This window comes from Exiguobacterium sp. s128, assembly GCF_018618815.1.
In the GTDB taxonomy this organism is placed as follows: Bacteria; Bacillota; Bacilli; order Exiguobacteriales; family Exiguobacteriaceae; genus Exiguobacterium_A; species Exiguobacterium_A antarcticum.
Genome location: NZ_JACSMT010000019.1, coordinates 20,176 through 39,871, shown reverse-complemented (window position 1 = coordinate 39,871; position 19,696 = coordinate 20,176). Strand labels below are relative to the sequence as shown.

22 protein-coding genes are annotated in these 19,696 nt (G+C 46.3%); 21 read left to right on the top strand and 1 reads right to left on the bottom strand.

The features are described from left to right. Nucleotides 1-18: 18 nt before the first annotated feature. The 3 genes from KNQ13_RS09050 (at nucleotide 19) to KNQ13_RS09040 (ending at nucleotide 3,467) form a co-directional block, all read left to right on the top strand. Nucleotides 19-963: a D-alanine--D-alanine ligase gene (locus KNQ13_RS09050; RefSeq protein WP_014970625.1), complete on the top strand. Its 945-nt coding sequence runs from the start codon at nucleotides 19-21 to the stop codon at nucleotides 961-963. A gap of 134 nt (nucleotides 964-1,097) precedes the next feature. Further along, nucleotides 1,098-2,363, top strand: coding sequence for a Glu/Leu/Phe/Val family dehydrogenase (locus KNQ13_RS09045; RefSeq protein WP_014970624.1), 1,266 nt, complete (start codon nucleotides 1,098-1,100; stop codon nucleotides 2,361-2,363). A 114-nt stretch (nucleotides 2,364-2,477) separates the two neighbouring features. After that, nucleotides 2,478-3,467: a YpdA family putative bacillithiol disulfide reductase gene (locus KNQ13_RS09040; RefSeq protein ID WP_026829847.1), complete on the top strand. Its 990-nt coding sequence runs from the start codon at nucleotides 2,478-2,480 to the stop codon at nucleotides 3,465-3,467. Between the two features lie 74 nt (nucleotides 3,468-3,541). On the opposite strand, the gene KNQ13_RS09035 is transcribed toward KNQ13_RS09040, so the two are convergent. Then, nucleotides 3,542-4,507, bottom strand: coding sequence for an asparaginase (locus tag KNQ13_RS09035; RefSeq protein ID WP_014970622.1), 966 nt, complete (start codon nucleotides 4,505-4,507; stop codon nucleotides 3,542-3,544). Between the two features lie 152 nt (nucleotides 4,508-4,659). Between KNQ13_RS09035 and prsW the strand changes: the two genes are divergently transcribed. The 18 genes from prsW to aroA all read left to right on the top strand — a co-directional run bounded on the left by prsW (nucleotide 4,660) and on the right by aroA (nucleotide 19,669). Beyond that, nucleotides 4,660-5,319 carry a glutamic-type intramembrane protease PrsW gene (prsW, locus tag KNQ13_RS09030; protein ID WP_041256125.1) on the top strand — a complete coding sequence of 220 codons (660 nt, stop codon included), beginning with the start codon at nucleotides 4,660-4,662 and terminating at the stop codon, nucleotides 5,317-5,319. Between the two features lie 49 nt (nucleotides 5,320-5,368). After that, nucleotides 5,369-6,001: a flagellar brake protein gene (locus KNQ13_RS09025; protein ID WP_026829845.1), complete on the top strand. Its 633-nt coding sequence runs from the start codon at nucleotides 5,369-5,371 to the stop codon at nucleotides 5,999-6,001. Nucleotides 6,002-6,078: 77 nt separating this feature from the next. After that, entirely contained in the window at nucleotides 6,079-6,750 is a 672-nt protein-coding gene (gene cmk, locus KNQ13_RS09020; RefSeq protein WP_014970619.1) for a (d)CMP kinase, read from the top strand. Next, a complete protein-coding gene (locus KNQ13_RS09015) occupies nucleotides 6,747-7,346 on the top strand; it encodes a lysophospholipid acyltransferase family protein (protein ID WP_014970618.1) in 600 nt (199 codons plus the stop codon). Before cmk ends, KNQ13_RS09015 begins: the two co-directional genes overlap by 4 nt. A gap of 95 nt (nucleotides 7,347-7,441) precedes the next feature. After that, nucleotides 7,442-8,575, top strand: coding sequence for a 30S ribosomal protein S1 (rpsA, locus tag KNQ13_RS09010; protein ID WP_014970617.1), 1,134 nt, complete (start codon nucleotides 7,442-7,444; stop codon nucleotides 8,573-8,575). 124 nt (nucleotides 8,576-8,699) lie between these two features. Then, nucleotides 8,700-10,010, top strand: coding sequence for a ribosome biogenesis GTPase Der (gene der, locus KNQ13_RS09005; protein WP_014970616.1), 1,311 nt, complete (start codon nucleotides 8,700-8,702; stop codon nucleotides 10,008-10,010). 17 nt (nucleotides 10,011-10,027) lie between these two features. Further along, on the top strand, nucleotides 10,028-11,053 hold the full coding sequence (locus KNQ13_RS09000) for an NAD(P)H-dependent glycerol-3-phosphate dehydrogenase (RefSeq protein ID WP_026829844.1): 1,026 nt from the start codon (nucleotides 10,028-10,030) through the stop codon (nucleotides 11,051-11,053). Nucleotides 11,054-11,071: 18 nt separating this feature from the next. Further along, a complete protein-coding gene (locus tag KNQ13_RS08995) occupies nucleotides 11,072-11,269 on the top strand; it encodes a DUF2768 domain-containing protein (protein WP_026829843.1) in 198 nt (65 codons plus the stop codon). Then, the gene (locus KNQ13_RS08990; RefSeq protein WP_026829842.1) at nucleotides 11,266-12,000 is read left to right on the top strand and encodes a hypothetical protein; all 735 of its coding nucleotides are present in this window, start codon (nucleotides 11,266-11,268) and stop codon (nucleotides 11,998-12,000) included. Before KNQ13_RS08995 ends, KNQ13_RS08990 begins: the two co-directional genes overlap by 4 nt. Before the next feature lie 85 nt (nucleotides 12,001-12,085). Then, nucleotides 12,086-12,358 (top strand): HU family DNA-binding protein, encoded by a 273-nt coding sequence (locus tag KNQ13_RS08985; RefSeq protein ID WP_012370671.1) that lies wholly within the window; start codon nucleotides 12,086-12,088, stop codon nucleotides 12,356-12,358. Between the two features lie 142 nt (nucleotides 12,359-12,500). Beyond that, nucleotides 12,501-13,079, top strand: coding sequence for a heptaprenyl diphosphate synthase component 1 (locus KNQ13_RS08980; RefSeq protein WP_014970612.1), 579 nt, complete (start codon nucleotides 12,501-12,503; stop codon nucleotides 13,077-13,079). A 22-nt stretch (nucleotides 13,080-13,101) separates the two neighbouring features. Continuing rightward, nucleotides 13,102-13,809, top strand: coding sequence for a demethylmenaquinone methyltransferase (locus KNQ13_RS08975; protein WP_014970611.1), 708 nt, complete (start codon nucleotides 13,102-13,104; stop codon nucleotides 13,807-13,809). Nucleotide 13,810: 1 nt separating this feature from the next. Then, the gene (locus KNQ13_RS08970; protein WP_034773934.1) at nucleotides 13,811-14,773 is read left to right on the top strand and encodes a polyprenyl synthetase family protein; all 963 of its coding nucleotides are present in this window, start codon (nucleotides 13,811-13,813) and stop codon (nucleotides 14,771-14,773) included. A 93-nt stretch (nucleotides 14,774-14,866) separates the two neighbouring features. Further along, nucleotides 14,867-15,283 carry a nucleoside-diphosphate kinase gene (gene ndk / locus KNQ13_RS08965; RefSeq protein WP_026829840.1) on the top strand — a complete coding sequence of 139 codons (417 nt, stop codon included), beginning with the start codon at nucleotides 14,867-14,869 and terminating at the stop codon, nucleotides 15,281-15,283. 140 nt (nucleotides 15,284-15,423) lie between these two features. Further along, the gene (locus KNQ13_RS08960) at nucleotides 15,424-16,197 is read left to right on the top strand and encodes a CheR family methyltransferase (RefSeq protein WP_014970608.1); all 774 of its coding nucleotides are present in this window, start codon (nucleotides 15,424-15,426) and stop codon (nucleotides 16,195-16,197) included. 21 nt (nucleotides 16,198-16,218) lie between these two features. Next, complete coding sequence (aroC, locus tag KNQ13_RS08955) at nucleotides 16,219-17,373, top strand: chorismate synthase (RefSeq protein ID WP_026829839.1); 1,155 nt, start codon at nucleotides 16,219-16,221, stop codon at nucleotides 17,371-17,373. Then, nucleotides 17,370-18,425, top strand: coding sequence for a 3-dehydroquinate synthase (locus KNQ13_RS08950; protein ID WP_026829838.1), 1,056 nt, complete (start codon nucleotides 17,370-17,372; stop codon nucleotides 18,423-18,425). Before aroC ends, KNQ13_RS08950 begins: the two co-directional genes overlap by 4 nt. Beyond that, nucleotides 18,416-19,669, top strand: coding sequence for a 3-phosphoshikimate 1-carboxyvinyltransferase (aroA, locus tag KNQ13_RS08945; RefSeq protein WP_026829837.1), 1,254 nt, complete (start codon nucleotides 18,416-18,418; stop codon nucleotides 19,667-19,669). The genes KNQ13_RS08950 and aroA overlap by 10 nt, the downstream gene beginning before the upstream one ends. Nucleotides 19,670-19,696 lie beyond the last annotated feature (27 nt).

Below are 19,696 nucleotides of genomic sequence, written 5' to 3'. Positions count from 1 at the left end.
GATGAAGGAGTGAACATAATGAAAGTGGCAGTATTGTTTGGCGGGATCTCTGGTGAACGTGAAGTTTCATTAAATAGCGGGAAGTCCGTAATTGAGGCACTAGAAAGCAAAGGGCACGATGTCATAGCCGTCGATTTTCACCCAGAGCGTGCGGAAGACATCTTGAATCTAAGAGTAGAAGTGGCTGTCATCGCACTTCATGGTAAGTTTGGTGAGGACGGTCGTGTTCAAGCGTTACTTGAGATGGCGGGAATTCCGTATACAGGATCTGGTGTGTTGGCTTCAGCACTAGCGATGGACAAAGCACGTTCGAAAGTTCATTTCGAAAAAGCGGGCATCCGGATCGCACGTGATGTATTGATTGAGCGTGGTGACGATATTGAGCAGAAAATCGCTTCGTGGAACGGTCAGTTCCCATGTGTCGTCAAACCAGCACAAGAAGGATCCTCAAATGGCTTGACGATCGCCATGGATGAACAGATGCTTCGTCAAGGAATTGACCTTGCATTTACGGCGGATGAAGCAGTTTTGATTGAACAATTCATCAAGGGTCGTGAAGTGACCGTCCCTGTGCTCGGTACTAAGGGGGAAGAAAAAGCCTTGCCGGTCATCGAAATCATTCCGAAAAATGAATTTTATGATTATGAATCGAAATATGCAATCGGTGGATCGGAACATATTTGTCCGGCACAATTTGACGAAGCGACGACGCAGACGTTACAAGACTGGGCGGTTCTTGCGCATCAAGTACTCGGTTGTGCAGGCTATTCGCGGACGGACTTCCTTGTGCCGGAATCAGGACAACCTGTGATTTTAGAAACGAATACGTTGCCCGGCATGACGGCAACAAGTTTATTCCCAGACGGTGCACGTGCTGTTGGGATCGACTATCCAGAACTCGTGGAGACGTTTATTGAACTGGCAATTTCTCGGCACCAGAGCGGGACTGAGAACAAAAAATAATAGAAATGAAGTAGATGATAGAAAGCGCTTACAAATATAGTGAGAACCCCTTTCATTACGGCTCGGAAAAAGGTATACTTTATCCGAACAAGGAAACGGCATAGGGGATGCCACTTATGGGGAGGAACGTTGGAATGATCACTGACCAACAACACGCAAATCATCGCAAGAATGTACTCGAGGCAACACAGGAAATCGTCAAGGAAGCACTTGAAAAACTTGGTTATCCAGACGAGATGTACGAACTATTAAAAGAACCACTTCGGATGTTGACGGTTCGGATTCCGGTTCGGATGGATGACGGATCGACTAAAATCTTTACGGGTTACCGGGCGCAACACAATGATGCCGTCGGTCCAACAAAGGGTGGAATCCGTTTTCATCCAAACGTAACAGAAGTCGAAGTCAAAGCATTGTCTGTCTGGATGAGTTTAAAAGCAGGAATCGTCGATTTACCGTATGGTGGTGGTAAGGGTGGTATCATTTGTGATCCACGTGAGATGAGTTTCCGTGAGATTGAACGATTGAGTCGTGGATACGTCCGGGCAATCAGTCAAATCGTTGGTCCAACAAAAGATATTCCGGCACCAGATGTCTTTACGAACTCACAAATCATGGCTTGGATGATGGATGAATATAGCCGCATTGATGAATTCAATTCGCCAGGCTTCATCACAGGGAAACCACTTGTCCTTGGGGGTTCACATGGTCGAGAGACAGCGACAGCAAAAGGTGTCGCAATCATGATCCGAGAAGCAGCAGCGAAAAAAGGAATCACGCTAGAAGGGGCACGCGTCGTCGTGCAAGGATTCGGGAACGCGGGTAGCTTCTTATCAAAGTTCATGCATGATCTAGGTGCAAAAGTCATTGGCATCAGTGATGCGTATGGAGCGTTACATGATCCGAATGGTTTAGACATTCCATATCTACTCGATCGCCGTGACTCATTTGGGACGGTTACGACGCTCTTTAAGAATACGATTTCGAATAAAGAATTGTTAGAACTCGAATGTGATATTCTTGTCCCGGCTGCCATCGAAAATCAAATTACAGAAGACAATGCCCATGACATCAAAGCAAGTATCGTCGTTGAAGCGGCGAACGGACCTACGACCAATGAAGCGACAAAGATTCTAGCGGAACGGGACATCTTGATTGTCCCAGACGTGCTCGCATCGAGTGGTGGCGTGACCGTTTCATACTTCGAATGGGTACAAAATAATCAAGGGTACTATTGGACCGAGGAAGAAGTCCATGAAAAGTTAGAAAAAGTACTCGTGAATTCCTTTAATCAAGTCTATCAAACCGCTCAGACCCGCAATGTAGATATGCGACTAGCTGCTTATATGGTAGGTGTTCGCAAAATGGCGGAAGCGTCACGTTTCCGTGGTTGGGTCTAACTTCATCGCAGCTCACTTCGTTTAGGAGTGGGCTTTTTTTATGGGTTATTTCTTTCTTCGACTAGAAAGATTTGCTAAGATGGTAAAAAAGCAAGTGGAAGAGGCGAAAGAAATATGTTGGATTGTATCATTATCGGTGCAGGCCCTTGTGGGTTATCGGCTGCGATCGAAATGCAAGATCGTGGCCTATCCGTTGAAGTGATCGAAAAAGGAAACATCGTAGAGGCCATCTATCAATACCCGACCCATCAAACCTTTTTTTCGAGTAGTGAAAAACTAGAAATCGGTGGAGTTCCTTTTATCAATAAAGAATTAAAGCCAAGACGTCAAGATGCGCTCGTCTATTACCGTGAAGTCGTCCGGCGTAAAGGGATTACCATTCGACCATTTGAGACGGTTCAACAGATTCACCGAATCGAAGAGGGCTTCGAAGTGATTTCGTTACGTGGCGAACAAACGATGGCGCGAACGGCACACGCAGTTGTTCTTGCGACCGGCTACTATGGGCTACCGAATAAGATGGATGTCCCAGGGGAAGACTTGCCACACGTCTTCCATTACTTCAAAGAAGGACATCCATTTTATGGACAGGACGTCGTTGTGATCGGTGGGAAAAATTCCAGCGTCGATGCAGCGATCGAGCTAGAAAAAGCCGGTGCCCGTGTGACGATGCTTTATCGAGGCGCGAATTATAGTCCTTCGATTAAGCCATGGGTGCTTCCGAACTTCGAATCACTCGTGCGGGCAGAAAAAGTAAAGATGATTTTTGATGCGACGATCAAAGAGATTACACCGACAGATGTCGTTTATTCGGTCGATGGAAAATCTGTAGCTGTACCCGCAGATTTCGTATTTGCGATGACAGGCTATACACCAGATATCGGATTGTTTGCCGATGCAGGGGTCGCCCTTGATCCGGAGACCGGGATTCCGACCTATGACGAAGAGACGATGGAGTCGAATGTTACAGGTATCTATATTGCGGGAGTCGTTGCAGCAGGATACGATGCCAACAAAATCTTTATCGAAAATGGTCGGTTCCACGGAGAGCTGATCGCGACGAATTTAGTCGGTCGCCTTGAACGCATGACGGCACGTCCGTAACTACAAAAAAGGAGCAACATCCAGTCGATCCGGATGTTGCTCCTTTTTCATGTGGATAGGATAACGAACGAGATTTATTCTACTTGAAAAGAGTGTTCGAGATCTTGATGGGTGGCTTCGATTTCTAACTCGATCATTAACTTGAGGCGTGCTTTTTGTGAGTTTAGTCCGTTTGAGAAAATTAATCCAAGTTCTTTAAGTTGTTGTCCGCCCCCTACATAACCATAGACATCTTGGACGATTCCATTAAAGCAGCGGCTGACAATGACAATTGGCATTTGTTCGGTCAGTGTCCGAATCGCTTCGACTAACCCAGGTGGGACATTTCCTTGACCCAGTACTTCTAAGACAAGACCATCGTACCCGAGTTCACCAACAGCGAGCAGTAAATCAGGCTCCATTCCCGCATATACCTTTAAGACAGCGACTCGTTTGCTTAATTCTCTGACCATATGCGTTGGTTTTAGAAGTGGTGTATTAAATAAGTACACGTGGTCTTTTGTGACCATGCCTAAGTTTCCGAAGTGGACGGATTTAAAGGTGTCGACAGAAGACGTATGGGTTTTCGTGACGTTGAAAGCAGAGTGGATTTCTCCGTTGAAGACAACGAGTACACCTTTGCCCTTGGCGGCATCACTGACAGCAACGCGCAAAGCCGTAATCAAGTTGAATTCACCATCTGAGCCGACTTCGTTCGACGACCGCATCGCTCCGGTCAGAACAATCGGAATCGGTGCACCGATCGTCAGCTGAAGAAAATACGCCGTTTCCTCCAAGGTATCCGTTCCGTGTGTAATGACGACACCGTCATACCCGGACTGGAGTTCTTCCTTGATGAAGTGAGCAAGTCGTAACATGATATCCGGTGTGATGTGCGGAGACGGTAGATTGGCAAAGTGGCGTGTCGTGATGTCGGCGATATCCGTCGCACGTGGTAATGAGGCATCAAGTGGATTAATATCGTTTGGTAAAACATGGCCGGAGTGATTTTGAGCCATCGCAATGGTTCCTCCGGTATGAATCAAAAGTAGTTTTTTCATATACGTGTTGTCGTTGAGTAACAGACAACGTTCACCTTCTTTCCTGTCTTTTTCATTAACATTGTATCCTTTTTTTGAAGAGATACAACGGGTGCGGTTTTCTTTTTCTGCAGAAACCTTTATTCTAAAAGAATAGGAAGGGGGGAGGAGACGTGTTGCCAATCGTTTTCTCAGGAATTGCCCCAGGAATTGCGTTATTGACATACTTTTACTTACGACATGAACATGAATCAGAACCCGTTGGTTACATCCTACGTAGTTTTATTTTCGGGATACTGCTTGTATTTCCTTTAATGTTCGTCGATTACATCATTCAAAGTGAATTCGGAGGACCGGAGTCTATCCAATTGATTCGTTCGGCCGTGACTGAAGAGTTCGCGAAATGGTTTGTTGTTTTTTATACGGTTTATATCCATCAACGCTTTAATGATTATTATGATGGGATTATTTATGCGGTAGCCTGTTCGTTAGGATTTGCGACACTCGAAAATATTTTATATTTGATGGTCAATGGAACGGTGGAACATATGATTTTCCGTGCGTTATTGCCGGTCTCAGGACACGCTTTATTTGCTGTCATCATGGGTTTTTTTATGGGGAAGGCTAAATTTTCAACGCATCCATATCGCTGGTTGAGTTTATCGATCATCGTCCCGATGATTGCGCACACGATCTTTAATTTGTTAATATTGGAAAATGGTGGTATTTCGTTCGTGCCGATTTTGTTTATGATCATCTTGTGGATTGTCGGCCTGTATCAAATTCGAAGTGCTAACCGTTTGAATCAACGTTATAACAGAAAAAGTAATTGAATAGAACGGACTGGGAGAGAGTGACATGATACAAACTGGGGACTTAGTAATGTTAACGAATCAAGAAGATCGTCAAGGGCGGACGAAAGTGACGGCAGTGACAAATCGACTGATCTGGATCGAAGCACCAAGTGAAGTGGCGACGTTAAAAACGTTCATTCTATCAGATCACGAACAAGTTGGCTTTTACTTTTTTAAAGAAAAAGGAAAGCTCTATGGATTTGAGACGGAAGTCGTCGAACGTCAAAATGATCCTTTACGTGGTCAACGGTATGCGTTGAGGCGTCCAAAAGAAGAATTGGTTCAACGTGTTCAGCGGCGGCAGTTCGTCCGCGTACCACAATTGCTGGATGTAGCCGTACATCCACATAAAAACAACTTTGAACCGTTCACTTCTGTGACACTCGATTTATCAGCAGGGGGAATCTTAGTACTCGCGAGTCAGATTCCGATTAAGGTTAAAGAGGAACTGGAACTAACATTTTTATTGCCGACGGGTGATGGAACGACGCATACGGTGGATGTCTTAGCCGAGTTAGTGCGAGTCGACCCGAGAGAAACGCGTTATGAACTCGCGTTTCAATTCACACGGATTAATGATCGGAGTCGTGAACTTGTCTTACGGCATTGTTATCAAACCCAGATGAAAAATTCTCGACGGGGAACGAATCCATTCACGTGAGTACAAATTTTTGCTATGATAACGGTCGATACTATACACCATATGAGATGGTGAACACGGAAGGAACGAAATCATTCATGAATAACATTCAAATTGCCTTAGACGGACCTGCGGGTGCCGGGAAAAGCACGATCGCAAAACAATTGGCGGCACATCTTGATTATGTCTATATCGATACAGGGGCGATGTATCGTGCAGTCACGCTCGCTGCATTAGAACAAGGTCTTAATTTAGAAGATGGACAGGTGCTTGGGGAATTGATGCAATCACTTGATATCCGTCTGACGCCTGGCGATCAGGGACAACGTGTATTCATCGGCGACCGTGAAGTCACAGAAGCGATTCGAACAAATGAAGTGACGAATAATGTGTCGTTCGTTGCGCGTCAAGCAGAAGTGCGTTCTGCACTCGTCATTGCGCAACGTAAACTCGCAGAACATGGTGGTATCGTCATGGACGGTCGTGACATCGGAACAGTTGTCTTGCCGGATGCAGAATTAAAAGTCTTTTTGACAGCATCGGTTGAAGAACGGGCGAGTCGACGACATCGAGAAAACATGTCTCGCGGAATCGACAGCGATTTGAGTTCGCTTCAGGCGGAAATCGCCTTACGCGATAAACGGGATAGTGAACGAACGGTTTCTCCCCTTAAGCAAGCGGATGACGCGATTTATCTTGATACGACAGAATTGAACATCGATCAAGTCGTAGCGCGCCTGACGGAACTCGCAGAAGGTGTCCTCAAATGAAACGGAACGAGTTTGTTTATCGTTTAGCACGGTTTATCGTCTTGATCATCGCCAAAACTGTTTTTCGTTTAAAGGTTACGGGAAAAGAAAACATTCCGACAGAAGGATCGTTACTTGTCTGTGCCAATCACAGTTCGAACTGGGACCCGGTTTTTTTAGTCAGTGCGATTCCGACAAGTCGGTCGGTTCGTTACATGGCGAAAGAGGAGTTATTTCGTGTGCCCGTCCTTAAACAAATCATGATTTCCGCCGGGACGTATCCAGTCGGACGTGGACAAGGCGACCGACAAGCGTTAAAACGGACGATTGAATTGTTGAATACGGATGAGACGGTCGGAATCTTCCCGGAAGGAACACGTTCTGCGCCTGGTGAATTTACATCTGCACAACCAGGTGTTGGCTTTTTTGCTTTACGTTCACCGGCACAGATTTTACCGATTGCGATCATCGGAGATTATCGCCTGTTTCGGCAGATGCGAGTTGTTGTCGGAAAACCTGTCGATATTTCGGATTTAAGAGATCAGCGTGGCGCGGCGAAGGCGATTTCGGAGCGGATTTTGGACGAAATCAAAACCGTCTACTTCAATCATGCGTAATGCCTTGACAAATAGTCAGAATTGTAAGAAGTTAGAAGAAGGATAAACGTATATTAATACGTTTCTTGTACTCATCGTGAGGAGGTTGTGTTGGAATGGTCGAAGAAATGAAAGATATGCCTGATTTTGAAATTCATCGGGACCAGGTAGTAACCGGAATGGTCGTGAAGATTGAAGACAAGCAAGCACTCATTGATATCGGATATAAGACAGAAGCAATCCTGCCGATTAGCGAAGTTTCGAGTCTCCATTTGGATGACATTCGAGGGGTTTTAAAAGTCGGTGATGAACTACAAGTAAAAGTGAAGAAAATTACAGATGAGGAAGTCGTAGTCTCAAAACGTGAAGTCGATGCCTTACAGGCATGGGGGAAAGTCGAAGCGAAGTACGAATCGGGTGAAATCTTTGAAGTTGTCGTCAAAGACATCGTCAAAGGTGGACTCGTCGTCGATATCGGCGTTCGTGGATTCATTCCTGCATCACTGGTTGAACGGCATTACGTCGAAGATTTCTCTGATTATATCGGTCGTTCGATTGAGGTGAAAGTCGTCGAGTTGGACCAAGAAAAAAACCGTGTGATCCTTTCGCATAAAGCCGTAGTTGAAGGTGAACTGAATGCGAAGAAAAAAGAAACACTCGAACAGCTTGAAGTGGGTCAAATCTTAGAGGGAACAGTCCAGCGTTTAACTGATTTTGGTGCTTTCGTTGACATCGGCGGTGTCGATGGACTGGTTCATATTTCGGAAATGGCGCATCATCGGGTCGAACGTCCGTCTGACATCGTGACAGAAGGGCAAAAGATCGACGTGAAAGTATTAGGTGTCGATCGAGATACAGAAAAAGTCAAGTTATCGATCAAGGAAACACAACCCGGTCCGTGGAAACAAATGGAAGGGAAGATCGAAGCCGGTGATATCGTCAAAGGACGCGTCCGGCGAATCGTACAATTCGGAGCTTTTGTCGAATTAGCACCACAAGTTGAAGGGTTATTGCACATTTCTCAAATCGCGAATCGGCATATCGGCTCGCCGTCAGAAGTACTCGAAGAAGGTCAAGAAATTGAGGCGAAGGTTCTCGAAGTGCACTTAGCAGAACATAAGATTTCTCTTTCGACACGTGTTTTGGAGCAAGAAGAATCGGAAGAGGATGATTATTCGCAGTACACGGATCAAAATGAAGGATTTTCGGTAGCGGATCTGTCGGACAAAGAGTCGGATTCAAAAGAATAAGTGAATGGAAGTGGACACAAATTGTGTCCACTTTTTTTATGTTACGGATTGATATGGTATAAAACCGCTTGATTTGATACAATAGAACGGCTATGAAGCGAGAGAAGAGAAAGAAGGTGTTGGGATGGCAATTCCAGTAGTGGCGATCGTAGGTCGCCCAAATATCGGAAAGTCGACGATTTTTAACCGGGTGATTGGAGATCGGGTTTCGATCGTAGAAGACAAGCCAGGCGTTACCCGCGACCGTATATACGGAACTGGAGAATGGCTGAATCGTCATTTTCATTTGATTGATACAGGTGGAATCGAAGTCGGGGATGAGCCCCTACTTCAAATGATGCGTCATCAGGCGGAGCTCGCCATTGATGAAGCAGATGTGATTATTTTTATGGTGAATGGACGCGAAGGGATTACATCAGCTGATGAAGAAGTCGCTAACATGTTATTCCGTTCGAATAAACCAGTCGTCATCGCGGTCAACAAAGTCGATAACTTTGAGATGCGTGATTTAATGTATGAGTTCTACTCATTAGGATTCGGCGATTTATATCCGATTTCCGGGACACATGGTCTAGGACTCGGCGATATGCTCGATCGTGTACTTGAGCTTGCACCGGATAAAGAAGAAATCGAATACGATGAAAATACGATCAAGTTCGCGTTGGTCGGACGCCCGAACGTCGGGAAATCGAGTATGACGAATTCCATCCTCGGTGAAGAGCGCGTCATCGTCTCAAGTGTCGCAGGTACGACACGTGATGCGATTGATACACCGTTCTCACGTGATGAGCAAGAATACGTCATCATTGATACGGCAGGTATGCGTAAACGCGGAAAAGTCTATGAATCAACAGAACGATTCAGCGTGATGCGTGCGCAAAAAGCCATCGAACGGGCAGACGTCGTTTGTGTCGTCTTAGATGGTGAAGAAGGAATCATCGAGCAAGATAAGAAAGTTGCCGGTTATGCCCATGAAGCGGGTCGTGCCATCGTGATCGTCGTTAATAAATGGGATGCCGTCGAAAAAGATGACAAGACGATGAAAAAAATGGAAGAGGAAATTCGCGAAGAGTTTCGTTTCCTTGATTATGCACCAATCGTTTTTGTTTCAGCGAAAACAAAACGTCGCTTGCAAACATTACTTCCCGTCATCAAACAAGCAGCCAAAAGTCATGCGCAGCGCATTCAGACAAGCGTCTTAAACGATGTCATCGTCGATGCTGTCGCGATGAACCCAGCACCAACCGATAAAGGGGTTCGTCTTCGCATCAACTATGTGACGCAAGTAGCTTCACGTCCGCCGACGTTCGTCTTGTTCGTCAATGATCCTGAATTGTTACACTTCTCGTATAAACGGTATCTAGATAACCGAATTCGCGAAGCCTTTGATTTTACAGGAACACCGATTCGGATTCTGGCACGTCAAAAACAATAAGGACAAGGTGAATCATGATGAAAAAAATCGCAGTCATTGGAGCCGGGAGTTGGGGAACTGCTCTTTCGCTCGTTTTAGCAGATAACGGTCATGAGGTCGTCCTGTATGGCCGGGATCAAAAAAATGTTGATGCCATTAATCAAAATCATGAAAATACGCAGTTCTTACCGGGTGTGACATTGCCACAATCACTTCGGGCAACAACGGTTTTAAAAGAAGCAGTGACAGGTGTCTCGCATATTTTAGTTGTGACACCGTCTTCTGCGATCCGTTCTGTATCACGTCAGTTAAACGCCTTATTGACGGATCCCGTCGTACTGATCCATGCCTCAAAAGGAATTGAACCGAAAACCCATTTACGGTTGTCTGAGTTGATGGAACAAGAAATTGATCCATCAAAACGTTCGGCAATCTGTGTGTTGACCGGTCCTTCGCATGCGGAGGAAGTGGCATTACGAAAACCGACGACTGTCACTGTTGCTTCGACGGACATGGAAGAAGCCGGACGTGTACAGGAATTGTTCATGAATGAAAATTTCCGTGTGTATTTGAATGCGGATATCATCGGAGCAGAACTCGGTGGTGCCTTTAAAAACATCATTGCCTTAGCGGCAGGAATGGCAGATGGTCTTGGATACGGTGATAATGCGAAAGCCGCGTTGATTACACGTGGTATGGTGGAAATCGCCCGACTGGGCACATTATTTGGTGCCAATCCGATGACGTTCACCGGTCTGACTGGAATGGGTGACTTGATTGTCACGTGTACCTCTGTCCATAGTCGAAACTGGCGGGCGGGAAATGCGATTGGTCGTGGGGAAAAACTCGAAACCGTCCTTGAAAACATGGGGATGGTCGTTGAAGGTGTCCGTGCGACACAGGCAGCCTATGACTTAGCAGAAACGAAACAGTGTGAGCTACCGATTACGACAGCACTTTATCATGTCTTGTTTGACGGACATACTCCGGCAGAAGAAGTACAGAAATTGATGCGTCGTCCACAAAAAAATGAGATTGAACATCTGTTTACGATGAAAGATTAACGGAGTGGGGTGGAAACCTTGAGTCCAGGTTTATTAAAAATGTGGATTTCATTTGCCGGTATCGGTCTATTTGCGATCAGTGTCTTACTGGTCACGATCAGCCGGACGAAGTTGACTGGTTTTTGGCAGTTTCTGATGTCGACGGTCGCGGTCCTATGTTTTATCATCGCATCAATCATCATGGTCTTTATCGTTATGGCAGGACCAAGCGCATGAAAAAAATAGCGATTGTCTTGATGCTCATCCCGGTGATGTTACTGTCTGGTTGTTTATTTCCAGATAGCCAAAAACCGTCCAATCGTGTCCCGTATCCGGAACAAATCCGGACGGTCCAAGAAGTGGTGGAAGCGTACCAAAAAGATACAGGTGTGTTGCCGATCAAAACACGAGAGGCAAATACCCCTTTGATGGAACGATATCAGATCGAACTCGGTCGACTCATTCCTCGCTATATGAGTGATCCGCCACCAAACAGTTTTGAAGGAGGCGGAACGTTCATTTATTTATTAGTGGATGTCGATACAAAACCGACTGTCAAACTCATGGATTTGCTTGTAGCTGAAGAACTTCAAAAACTGCAGGTCCGGATTGACACGTACCGTAAGAAAAACGAAAAATATCCATTTAAAGGATCAATTGGAAAAAATCAGTTTACACTTGATTATAAAAAATTGTTCATCAAAGAAGAACCCAAAATACCAAGCCCGTATTCTGATGAGCAACTATCGATTTACGTCGATGGGCAAGGCCAACTGTTCATCAACTATTTGCCTGAATTAGAAAAAGCGGTTGAAACTGCGAAGAAAAAGCCGAAAGTAGGTCAAGATATTCGTCATTTACTTTATGATGAGCAACCTTTTGTTCCTGCATACTCTCAAAGTTATACCATTAACGAAAAAGGCGAACCTGTGTTTTCTGAAGAATCGATCGAAGAATCAGAAAATTGATGGGGATTCTTATGAAAATGTTGTAATATCAACGTTTATAAGGTATGATTAGCCTCGAAGAAGTGATTGGGAGGGGGTGAACGTAATGAACAAAACTGAACTCATTCAAGCAGTCGTCGAAAAATCAGGTCTAACTAAAAAAGACGTGACGAAAGTTGTCGAATCAACATTCGAATCGATTACTGAGACACTTCAGTCTGGAGAAAAAGTCCAATTGATTGGCTTTGGTAACTTCGAAGTCCGTGAACGCGCAGCTCGTAAAGGTCGCAACCCACGTACAAAAGAAGATATCGAAATTCCAGCAAGCAAAGTACCTGCTTTCAAACCAGGTAAAGCATTGAAAGATGCGGTGAAGTAATTCGGTTACATAGTCGTTCGGGGAATTCCTCGGACGGCTTTTTTTGTGGACATTGAGAGACGAGAAAACGCATTGATTATGGTATATTAAAAAAGAAGAACATCCATCAACGAGATGGCACTGGAGATCGGGGGGTAAAAGCATGAATCATCAAGAGCTGCTCGTGGAAGAAATGATCACTGCACTCACTACGAAACAAACAACACAACTGGCTCAACATGTGGATTTCCCTTCCATCAATCGTGAACAGATCAGTTGGTTGATCGATGTAGCCCAGAATGAGACGTTGGCCTGGCAAGCGCTTGTCAAAGGCGTCCACCATGCGCAAGTCGCCTTGTTGTTACATGAACGTGTAGGGGAAACGAAAAGAGGCTCCAAAGAACGACAATTGCTTGTCCTAGCAGGTGATCTGTTCTCGAGTTACTTTTTTGAGGAGTTAGCATCCCTTCCTCAAACTGCACTGGTTTCACTCGGACGGACGGTCCAGCGTGTCAATGAAGCGAAATGTGCCCTTCATGAGGAAAACTATGCCTCGACCGAAGAATATGTCTTGCTTTGGTTGACGGCAGAATTTGGACTTGTTCAAGGTTTGGCGACGATCAGCGGGAGAGACTGGTTAACGGAACACGGCCAACGATTGATTCGCCAGCGGGCATTAGCATTAAAACCAAGGGCTCAACAACTACTATTATCACATTTAGAACAGATGGCAGTAGCGTAATATCTTTGAAAGGGTGAACTGCGTGCAGACACAAGAAAAAGAGAAAAAAGTATACGAAGTATTTCAGTCGATTTCAACGAATTATGATCAAATGAACTCGATCATCAGTTTTCGCCTGCATAAAGTATGGAGAAAAGAGACGATGCGCCGGATGAATGTGTTCCCAGGTGCGAAGTGTCTTGATCTATGTTGCGGAACTGCCGATTGGACAATCCAACTCGCTAAAGCAGCAGGACCGACTGGTGTCATCAAAGGACTTGATTTCTCCGAGAATATGTTAAAGGTAGGCGTCGAAAAAGTAGAAGCGTTAGGCATGAAAAACGTCGAATTGTTACATGGGAATGCGATGGAGCTTCCTTTTGGAGATCATTCCTTTGATTACGTGACAATCGGGTTTGGTTTACGGAACGTGCCTGATTATCTTCAAGTCATTCAAGAAATGCACCGGGTGTTAAAACCAGGTGGAACCGTTGTTTGCTTGGAGACAAGTCAGCCGACGGCACCGTTGTTCAAAGAAGCCTATTCGCTTTATTTCGGTAAAATCATGCCGCAAGTCGGTCGTCTGTTTGCGAAGTCTTACGATCAATACAACTGGCTTCAAGAGTCGACGGAAGTTTTCTTAGACCGTGTCGAATTAAAACAGCTGTTTGAACAGGCCGGTTTTATGCAGGTTGAAGTCAAAGCATTTGCAGGTGGGGCGGCTGCGATGCACCTCGGAAAGAAGTGGTGACATGTCACTGCACTCAATTTACCGAGATGTAACAAAAGAAGTGAATCTAGTCGATCAATTTTTAGTCAGTCATATTGCGTCGGATGATCCGACGATCGATGCGGCAGGCCAGCAATTACTTCAAGCCGGTGGGAAACGGATTCGACCAGCATTCGTCTTATTGGCTTCGAAGTTCGGGCAGGCGGATCGAGATGAACTCGTTCGAGTCGCAGCAAGCCTAGAGTTGATTCATATGGCATCGCTCGTGCATGATGATGTGATCGATGATGCAGAACTTAGACGCGGCAAACCAACCGTCATGCAACACTTTGATGAAGAAGTAGCCCTTTATTCTGGAAACTTTTTGTTTGGTGAGGCTGTCAAATTGATTGGAGAAGTCGGGAAACCGGAACTCGTTCAAGTAATGGTCCATGCGATGCGTGAAATCTGTGAAGGCGAAATCGAACAGATTTATGATCAGTATGATTGGGAACAATCCATCAAACGATACATCAAACGAATTGAGCGGAAAACGGCGATTCTGATTGAAGCAAGCTGTCATCTTGGGGCGATTGTAGCCAACTGTTCTGCGGAAGATACAAAGGCGTTGCGGCAATTCGGGCGAGACATCGGTCTAGCTTTTCAAATTGCAGATGACTTACTGGATTTTACAGCCAAGCGGACCGAACTAGGAAAGCCGGTTGCAGAAGATTTACGGCACGGTCACAAAACGTTACCTGTTTTTTATGCATCAGAAGATCCGGCGTTTTTTCAAGAACTACAAAAAATTCGTTCGATGCCAACCCATCAAGAAGTTGCTCCATTACTGGAGCGGCTGCAACATTCAGATGCGCTGGAACGGACGCAACAAACCGTTGACTTGTATATCCGACGCGCGATTCAACGGTTGAATCACCTTCCGAAATCTTCAGCCAAACGGTCGCTAGAAGAGGTTGCCCGTTATGTCGGGAAACGAAAAGGCTGAAAATTGTAAAAAATTTCTTGCCGCCACTTCAATTACACAGTAAACTCATTATGTAAGCGCTTTTTTATTCGTATTTCATAGGGGGAACTAGTAATGGAGCAAACGTTTTTAATGGTAAAACCAGATGGCGTCGAACGGGGATTAATCGGGGAAATCATCGCTCGGATCGAACGAAAGGGATTTGTGATTCGTGAGATGAAAATGATGCAGGCGACAGAAGAATTAGCACAAGCGCATTATGCGGAACATGCAGAAAAACCATTTTTCGGAGAGTTGGTCACTTTCTTGACATCTGGTCCAGTCGTCGCCCTTCGTGTCGAAGGAACGGATGTTGTGACGGTTTCACGGATGATGATTGGCAAAACGAAACCAACGGAAGCGTTACCTGGAACCATTCGGGGTGATTTTGCAAACACGATGAGTGAAAACGTCATTCATGGTTCAGATAGCGTCGAAAGTGCGGAGCGCGAACTGAGCCTCTGGTTTCAAGGACAACCTTTAAACGTATGATACCGGCAAGACGATTGAGCAGTTGCTCAATCGTTTTTTTTGTTTTTTGGAAAGGAAATGGCTTTATGCTAAAATAGAAAATAAGATTGGGGTCTACTGTGAAGTCGCCCTAAACAGAGAGAGGATTTGTGAGGTGGATTATGCAGGACTATGAGCTTTTTATCCAACGTTTCTTAAAAAAATCGGGAATTGATTTAGGACAATATAAAGAAGCACAGATGAAACGACGATTAACAGCATTACGCGATAAAAAAGGACATAGTACATTTGCTTCTTACATGCAAGCGATGGAGAAAGATACGAACTTGTACGAAGAGTTTTTGGATCGGATGACCATCAACGTCAGTGAGTTTTTCCGGAATCCGATTCGTTGGCAACAGTTAGAGCAAGATATCTTACCTGTCCTGCAAGCACGCGCACACGGTCGGATTCGAACGTGGAGTGCCGCCTGCTCGACAGGTGAAGAACCGTATTCGCTCGCGATGATTTTAAATGAAAAGATGGATCCGGCGCAGTTTACGATCCAGGCGACGGACTTGGACGATCTTGTACTGGAAAAAGCGAAACAAGGACGGTACGGGGCATCTGCTTTAAACGAAGTCGAAGAAGCCAGAAAAAAACGCTACTTCATCGAACAAGAACAACAATTCGAAGTTGTTCCTGAGATCAAACGACTCGTGCGTTTTAGTAAACATAACTTGTTAGGTGATCGTTATGATAGTGGCTTTGATTTGATCATTTGCCGGAATGTCTTGATTTATTTTACGGAAGAAGCGAAAGCCCATGTATACCGCTCCTTTGTCCAAGCGTTGAAGCCGGGCGGGATTTTGTTTGTTGGTGGAACAGAACAAATCTTTCAACCGGAACGATTTGGTCTTAAAATGAAACAAAGCTTTTTCTACGAAAAAATTTAACAGGACGAAGGGATGGAACATATGCGTTATATGACTGCAGGAGAATCACATGGTAAAGGCTTATCCGTCATCATCGAAGGTGTCCCTTCTGGTTTAACAATCGATTTCGAACAAATACAACAAGAGATGAAACGGCGCCAAGGTGGATACGGGCGCGGACGACGGATGCAGATCGAACAAGATGCGGTCGATGTCCGCGGTGGAATTCGTCATGGCTATACGACAGGCGCACCGATCAGCCTGTTCATCGAAAACAAGGATCATACGCACTGGACGCAAGTCATGCAGGCTGAACCGTTGGAAGAAGAACTAGAACGCCCTCGTACACTGACCCGTCCACGACCGGGGCATGCCGATTTAGTTGGGGGGTTGAAGTATGGTCACCGGGACTTGCGTGACGTCCTGGAACGGTCGTCTGCTCGAGAGACGGCGGCCCGCGTTGCCGTGGGTGCGATCGCGAAACAATTGCTCGCGCAACTCGGTGTGGATATCTTCTCACATGTCCGCTCAATCGGTGGTGTAGATGCCGCTCGTGTGAATCCGATGGAACACCGCGAGACGATCGAAACCTCTCTTGTGCGTTGTGCAGATGAAGTGGCGTCAGAAAAAATGATGCGGGCCATCGATCAAGCGAAACAAGATGGGGATACACTGGGGGGGGAAATCGAAGCCGTCGTGACGGGGCTTGTTCCCGGGATTGGTTCCTTTACACAAAATGAGACGAAGTTAGATAGCCGGATTGCGCGTGCGGTCATCAGTGTCAACGCGATGAAGGCAGTTGGCTTTGGAGATGGATTTGATCTTGCGCGCCGGAAAGGCAGTACGGTACAAGACGAAATCTTACATGATGAGACCGGTTACTACCGTAAAACGAATCACCTCGGTGGGATCGAAGGGGGCATGTCGACCGGAATGCCGATCCGCGTTCAAGTGGCGATGAAACCGATTCCGACCTTGTATCGTCCGTTACAGTCCGTCGACATTGAAACAAAAGAACCGTTCGTCGCACAGATTGAACGAAGCGATGCCTGTGCGGTTCCAGCCGCTTCCGTCGTCATCGAGGCGGTCGTCGCCTTTGAAGTGGCGGCGTCGATTCTAGAGATGTTCGGGAGTTCGACGCTCGATCGTCTGAAAGATAGTGTTGCTGCGTACAAGGAGGAGGTGCGTCTCTTTTGACGCAACTCCAGATTCAGGCGAGTCGTCCCTATACCGTCTACATTGAACCGGACGCAGTGAAACGGCTTGTAGAAGTACCGGAAGCACAACAAGCGGACCAGTTTTGGATCATTACTGATCAGACGGTCGCTGCGCTCCATTTAGCGACGGTATGTGCACAACTCGATCACTGTTTCAACAAGAAGCAGCTGATCAGTCGAGTAGAACCAGGAGAAGCGAGTAAGTCACTCGCCGTCTATCAAAGGGTATTAGAAGACGGCATTGAGAAAGGCGCGACGCGGAAAACGGTGGTGCTTGCTGTCGGAGGAGGGATGATTGGTGATTTAGCCGGTTTTGTCGCCGCGACGTTTTTGCGAGGGGTACCGTTCATCCAAATCCCGACGACGTTGCTTGCCCACGATTCAAGTGTCGGCGGAAAGGTTGGATTAAACTTACGTTGGGGTAAGAACCTAGTAGGAGCGTTTTATCAACCATCTGCCGTCTTATATGATATAACTTTTTTACGTACCTTATCTGACCGCGAATGGAGAAGCGGTTTTTTTGAATTGCTAAAACACGGTCTACTCGCACGGCCGACGTTTGCTCACGATTTATTGGAACTTGATTTGGCAGGTGTAAAACAATTGCCGTTAGCTGACTCGATTGCAGCGGGGATTGCGGTTAAACAACGGATCGTCGAACAGGACGAATGGGAAAGTGGTGTCCGGGCTTTTTTGAATTATGGACATACGTTTGGTCACGCCGTCGAGTACGTGAGTCCTGGTTTATCACATGGGGAAGCCGTCGGGATCGGTTTGGTGTTCGTTTCTTTTGTAGAAGGAAATCTGGACCAAGCGAAGCGGGTTGTTAGCTTGATTAAACGATTAGGCGTGACATTGCCAGAACGCCAGGCCTTTCAGGTCTACTTGGATTTGATGAGACGGGATAAAAAAAACAATGCGTCGATCCGTTTTGTAGTACAACGACAAGGTGAATTCAAATTAGAAGAGGTTGATGAAGACCGTCTACGTAAGGCATATGATCAAACGGTGAGGTGTTTACAGTGGGATTAAGAGGAACAGTACGAGTACCCGGAGATAAATCGATGACCCATCGCGCTTTTTTGATGGGAGGAATTGCGGACGGCACGACAGTGATTTCCAATGCACTGCTTGGCGCCGATTGCCTAGCATCACTTGCTGCGGTCGAGGCGCTAGGTGCTCAGGTCGAGCGGACGAGTGATGGAATTCACATCACTGGAACGGACCATTTACATGCCGCGGCGATTGATTGCGGAAATTCAGGAACGACGATACGGTTATTAAGCGGCATCTTAGCTGGTGGACAGGAAAGTTATATCTTGACGGGGGATGACTCCCTGCAAAAACGACCGATGGACCGCGTCACCGTCCCGCTCACGACACTTGGAGCAAAGATTGACGGAACGTACGCCCCGTTAACGATAGAGGGACGTCGCCTTGTTGGGACGACGTACACTTTACCGGTCGCTAGTGCACAAGTGAAAAGTGCGGTGCTGCTCGCCGGTTTGTTTGCGACGGGCGAGACGACGGTCATTGAACCGGTTCTCTCGCGTGATCATACGGAGCGGATGTTGCCGAAGTTTGGTGCTGAGGTGACGATTCAAGAGCAGGAACGAGGACGACGGATTCGCTTGCAGGGACCGATTCGTCTGCAGGCAACGACGATTGACATTCCAGGCGACCCATCATCGGCAGCGTTCTGGTGGACAGCGGCAGTCCTTGGACAAGACAGTGCCATCACGACTGAACACGTGTTAATGAATCCGACCCGAATCGGTTTTTTACAAGTCTTACGTCAAATGGGGGCAAGTGTTGAAATCACGAATCGTCAAGAGTCGACGGGAGAAGAGACGGCAGACGTGACACTGACGACAACATCGCTACAAGCCATTTCAATTGAAGGGGAACAGATTCCGTCATTGATCGACGAAATTCCGTTGCTCGCCTTACTCGCGACACAAGCGGATGGAAAAACGATCATCCGGGATGCGGCGGAATTACGAGTCAAGGAAACGGATCGGATCGAGACGGTCGTGTCGGCCTTAAAAAAAATCGGGGCCCGAATCGAAGCGACGGCAGACGGGATGATCATTGATGGACCGACGCCTCTGATCGGTGCGACGGTCGACAGCGCCGGTGACCACCGGTTGGCGATGATGTTGACGATTGCCTCGACGTTACAACCGGAAATTCAAGTGCTCGGAAATGAAGTAGTTGAAGTCAGTTACCCAACGTTCTATGATGATTTAAAGACACTACAGCAGGCGAACCGATAAGTTCGACAGGAACAGTGAAATAGAAGA

Coding starts and splice junctions, on each gene's coding strand:
- KNQ13_RS09050 (WP_014970625.1), top strand. CDS start 19: ATGAAAGTGGCAGTATTGTTTGGCGGGATCTCTGGTGAACGTGAAGTT.
- KNQ13_RS09045 (WP_014970624.1), top strand. CDS start 1,098: ATGATCACTGACCAACAACACGCAAATCATCGCAAGAATGTACTCGAG.
- KNQ13_RS09040 (WP_026829847.1), top strand. CDS start 2,478: ATGTTGGATTGTATCATTATCGGTGCAGGCCCTTGTGGGTTATCGGCT.
- KNQ13_RS09035 (WP_014970622.1), bottom strand. CDS start 4,507: ATGAAAAAACTACTTTTGATTCATACCGGAGGAACCATTGCGATGGCT.
- KNQ13_RS09025 (WP_026829845.1), top strand. CDS start 5,369: ATGTTAACGAATCAAGAAGATCGTCAAGGGCGGACGAAAGTGACGGCA.
- cmk (WP_014970619.1), top strand. CDS start 6,079: ATGAATAACATTCAAATTGCCTTAGACGGACCTGCGGGTGCCGGGAAA.
- KNQ13_RS09015 (WP_014970618.1), top strand. CDS start 6,747: ATGAAACGGAACGAGTTTGTTTATCGTTTAGCACGGTTTATCGTCTTG.
- rpsA (WP_014970617.1), top strand. CDS start 7,442: ATGGTCGAAGAAATGAAAGATATGCCTGATTTTGAAATTCATCGGGAC.
- der (WP_014970616.1), top strand. CDS start 8,700: ATGGCAATTCCAGTAGTGGCGATCGTAGGTCGCCCAAATATCGGAAAG.
- KNQ13_RS09000 (WP_026829844.1), top strand. CDS start 10,028: ATGAAAAAAATCGCAGTCATTGGAGCCGGGAGTTGGGGAACTGCTCTT.
- KNQ13_RS08990 (WP_026829842.1), top strand. CDS start 11,266: ATGAAAAAAATAGCGATTGTCTTGATGCTCATCCCGGTGATGTTACTG.
- KNQ13_RS08985 (WP_012370671.1), top strand. CDS start 12,086: ATGAACAAAACTGAACTCATTCAAGCAGTCGTCGAAAAATCAGGTCTA.
- KNQ13_RS08980 (WP_014970612.1), top strand. CDS start 12,501: ATGAATCATCAAGAGCTGCTCGTGGAAGAAATGATCACTGCACTCACT.
- KNQ13_RS08970 (WP_034773934.1), top strand. CDS start 13,811: ATGTCACTGCACTCAATTTACCGAGATGTAACAAAAGAAGTGAATCTA.
- ndk (WP_026829840.1), top strand. CDS start 14,867: ATGGAGCAAACGTTTTTAATGGTAAAACCAGATGGCGTCGAACGGGGA.
- KNQ13_RS08960 (WP_014970608.1), top strand. CDS start 15,424: ATGCAGGACTATGAGCTTTTTATCCAACGTTTCTTAAAAAAATCGGGA.
- aroC (WP_026829839.1), top strand. CDS start 16,219: ATGCGTTATATGACTGCAGGAGAATCACATGGTAAAGGCTTATCCGTC.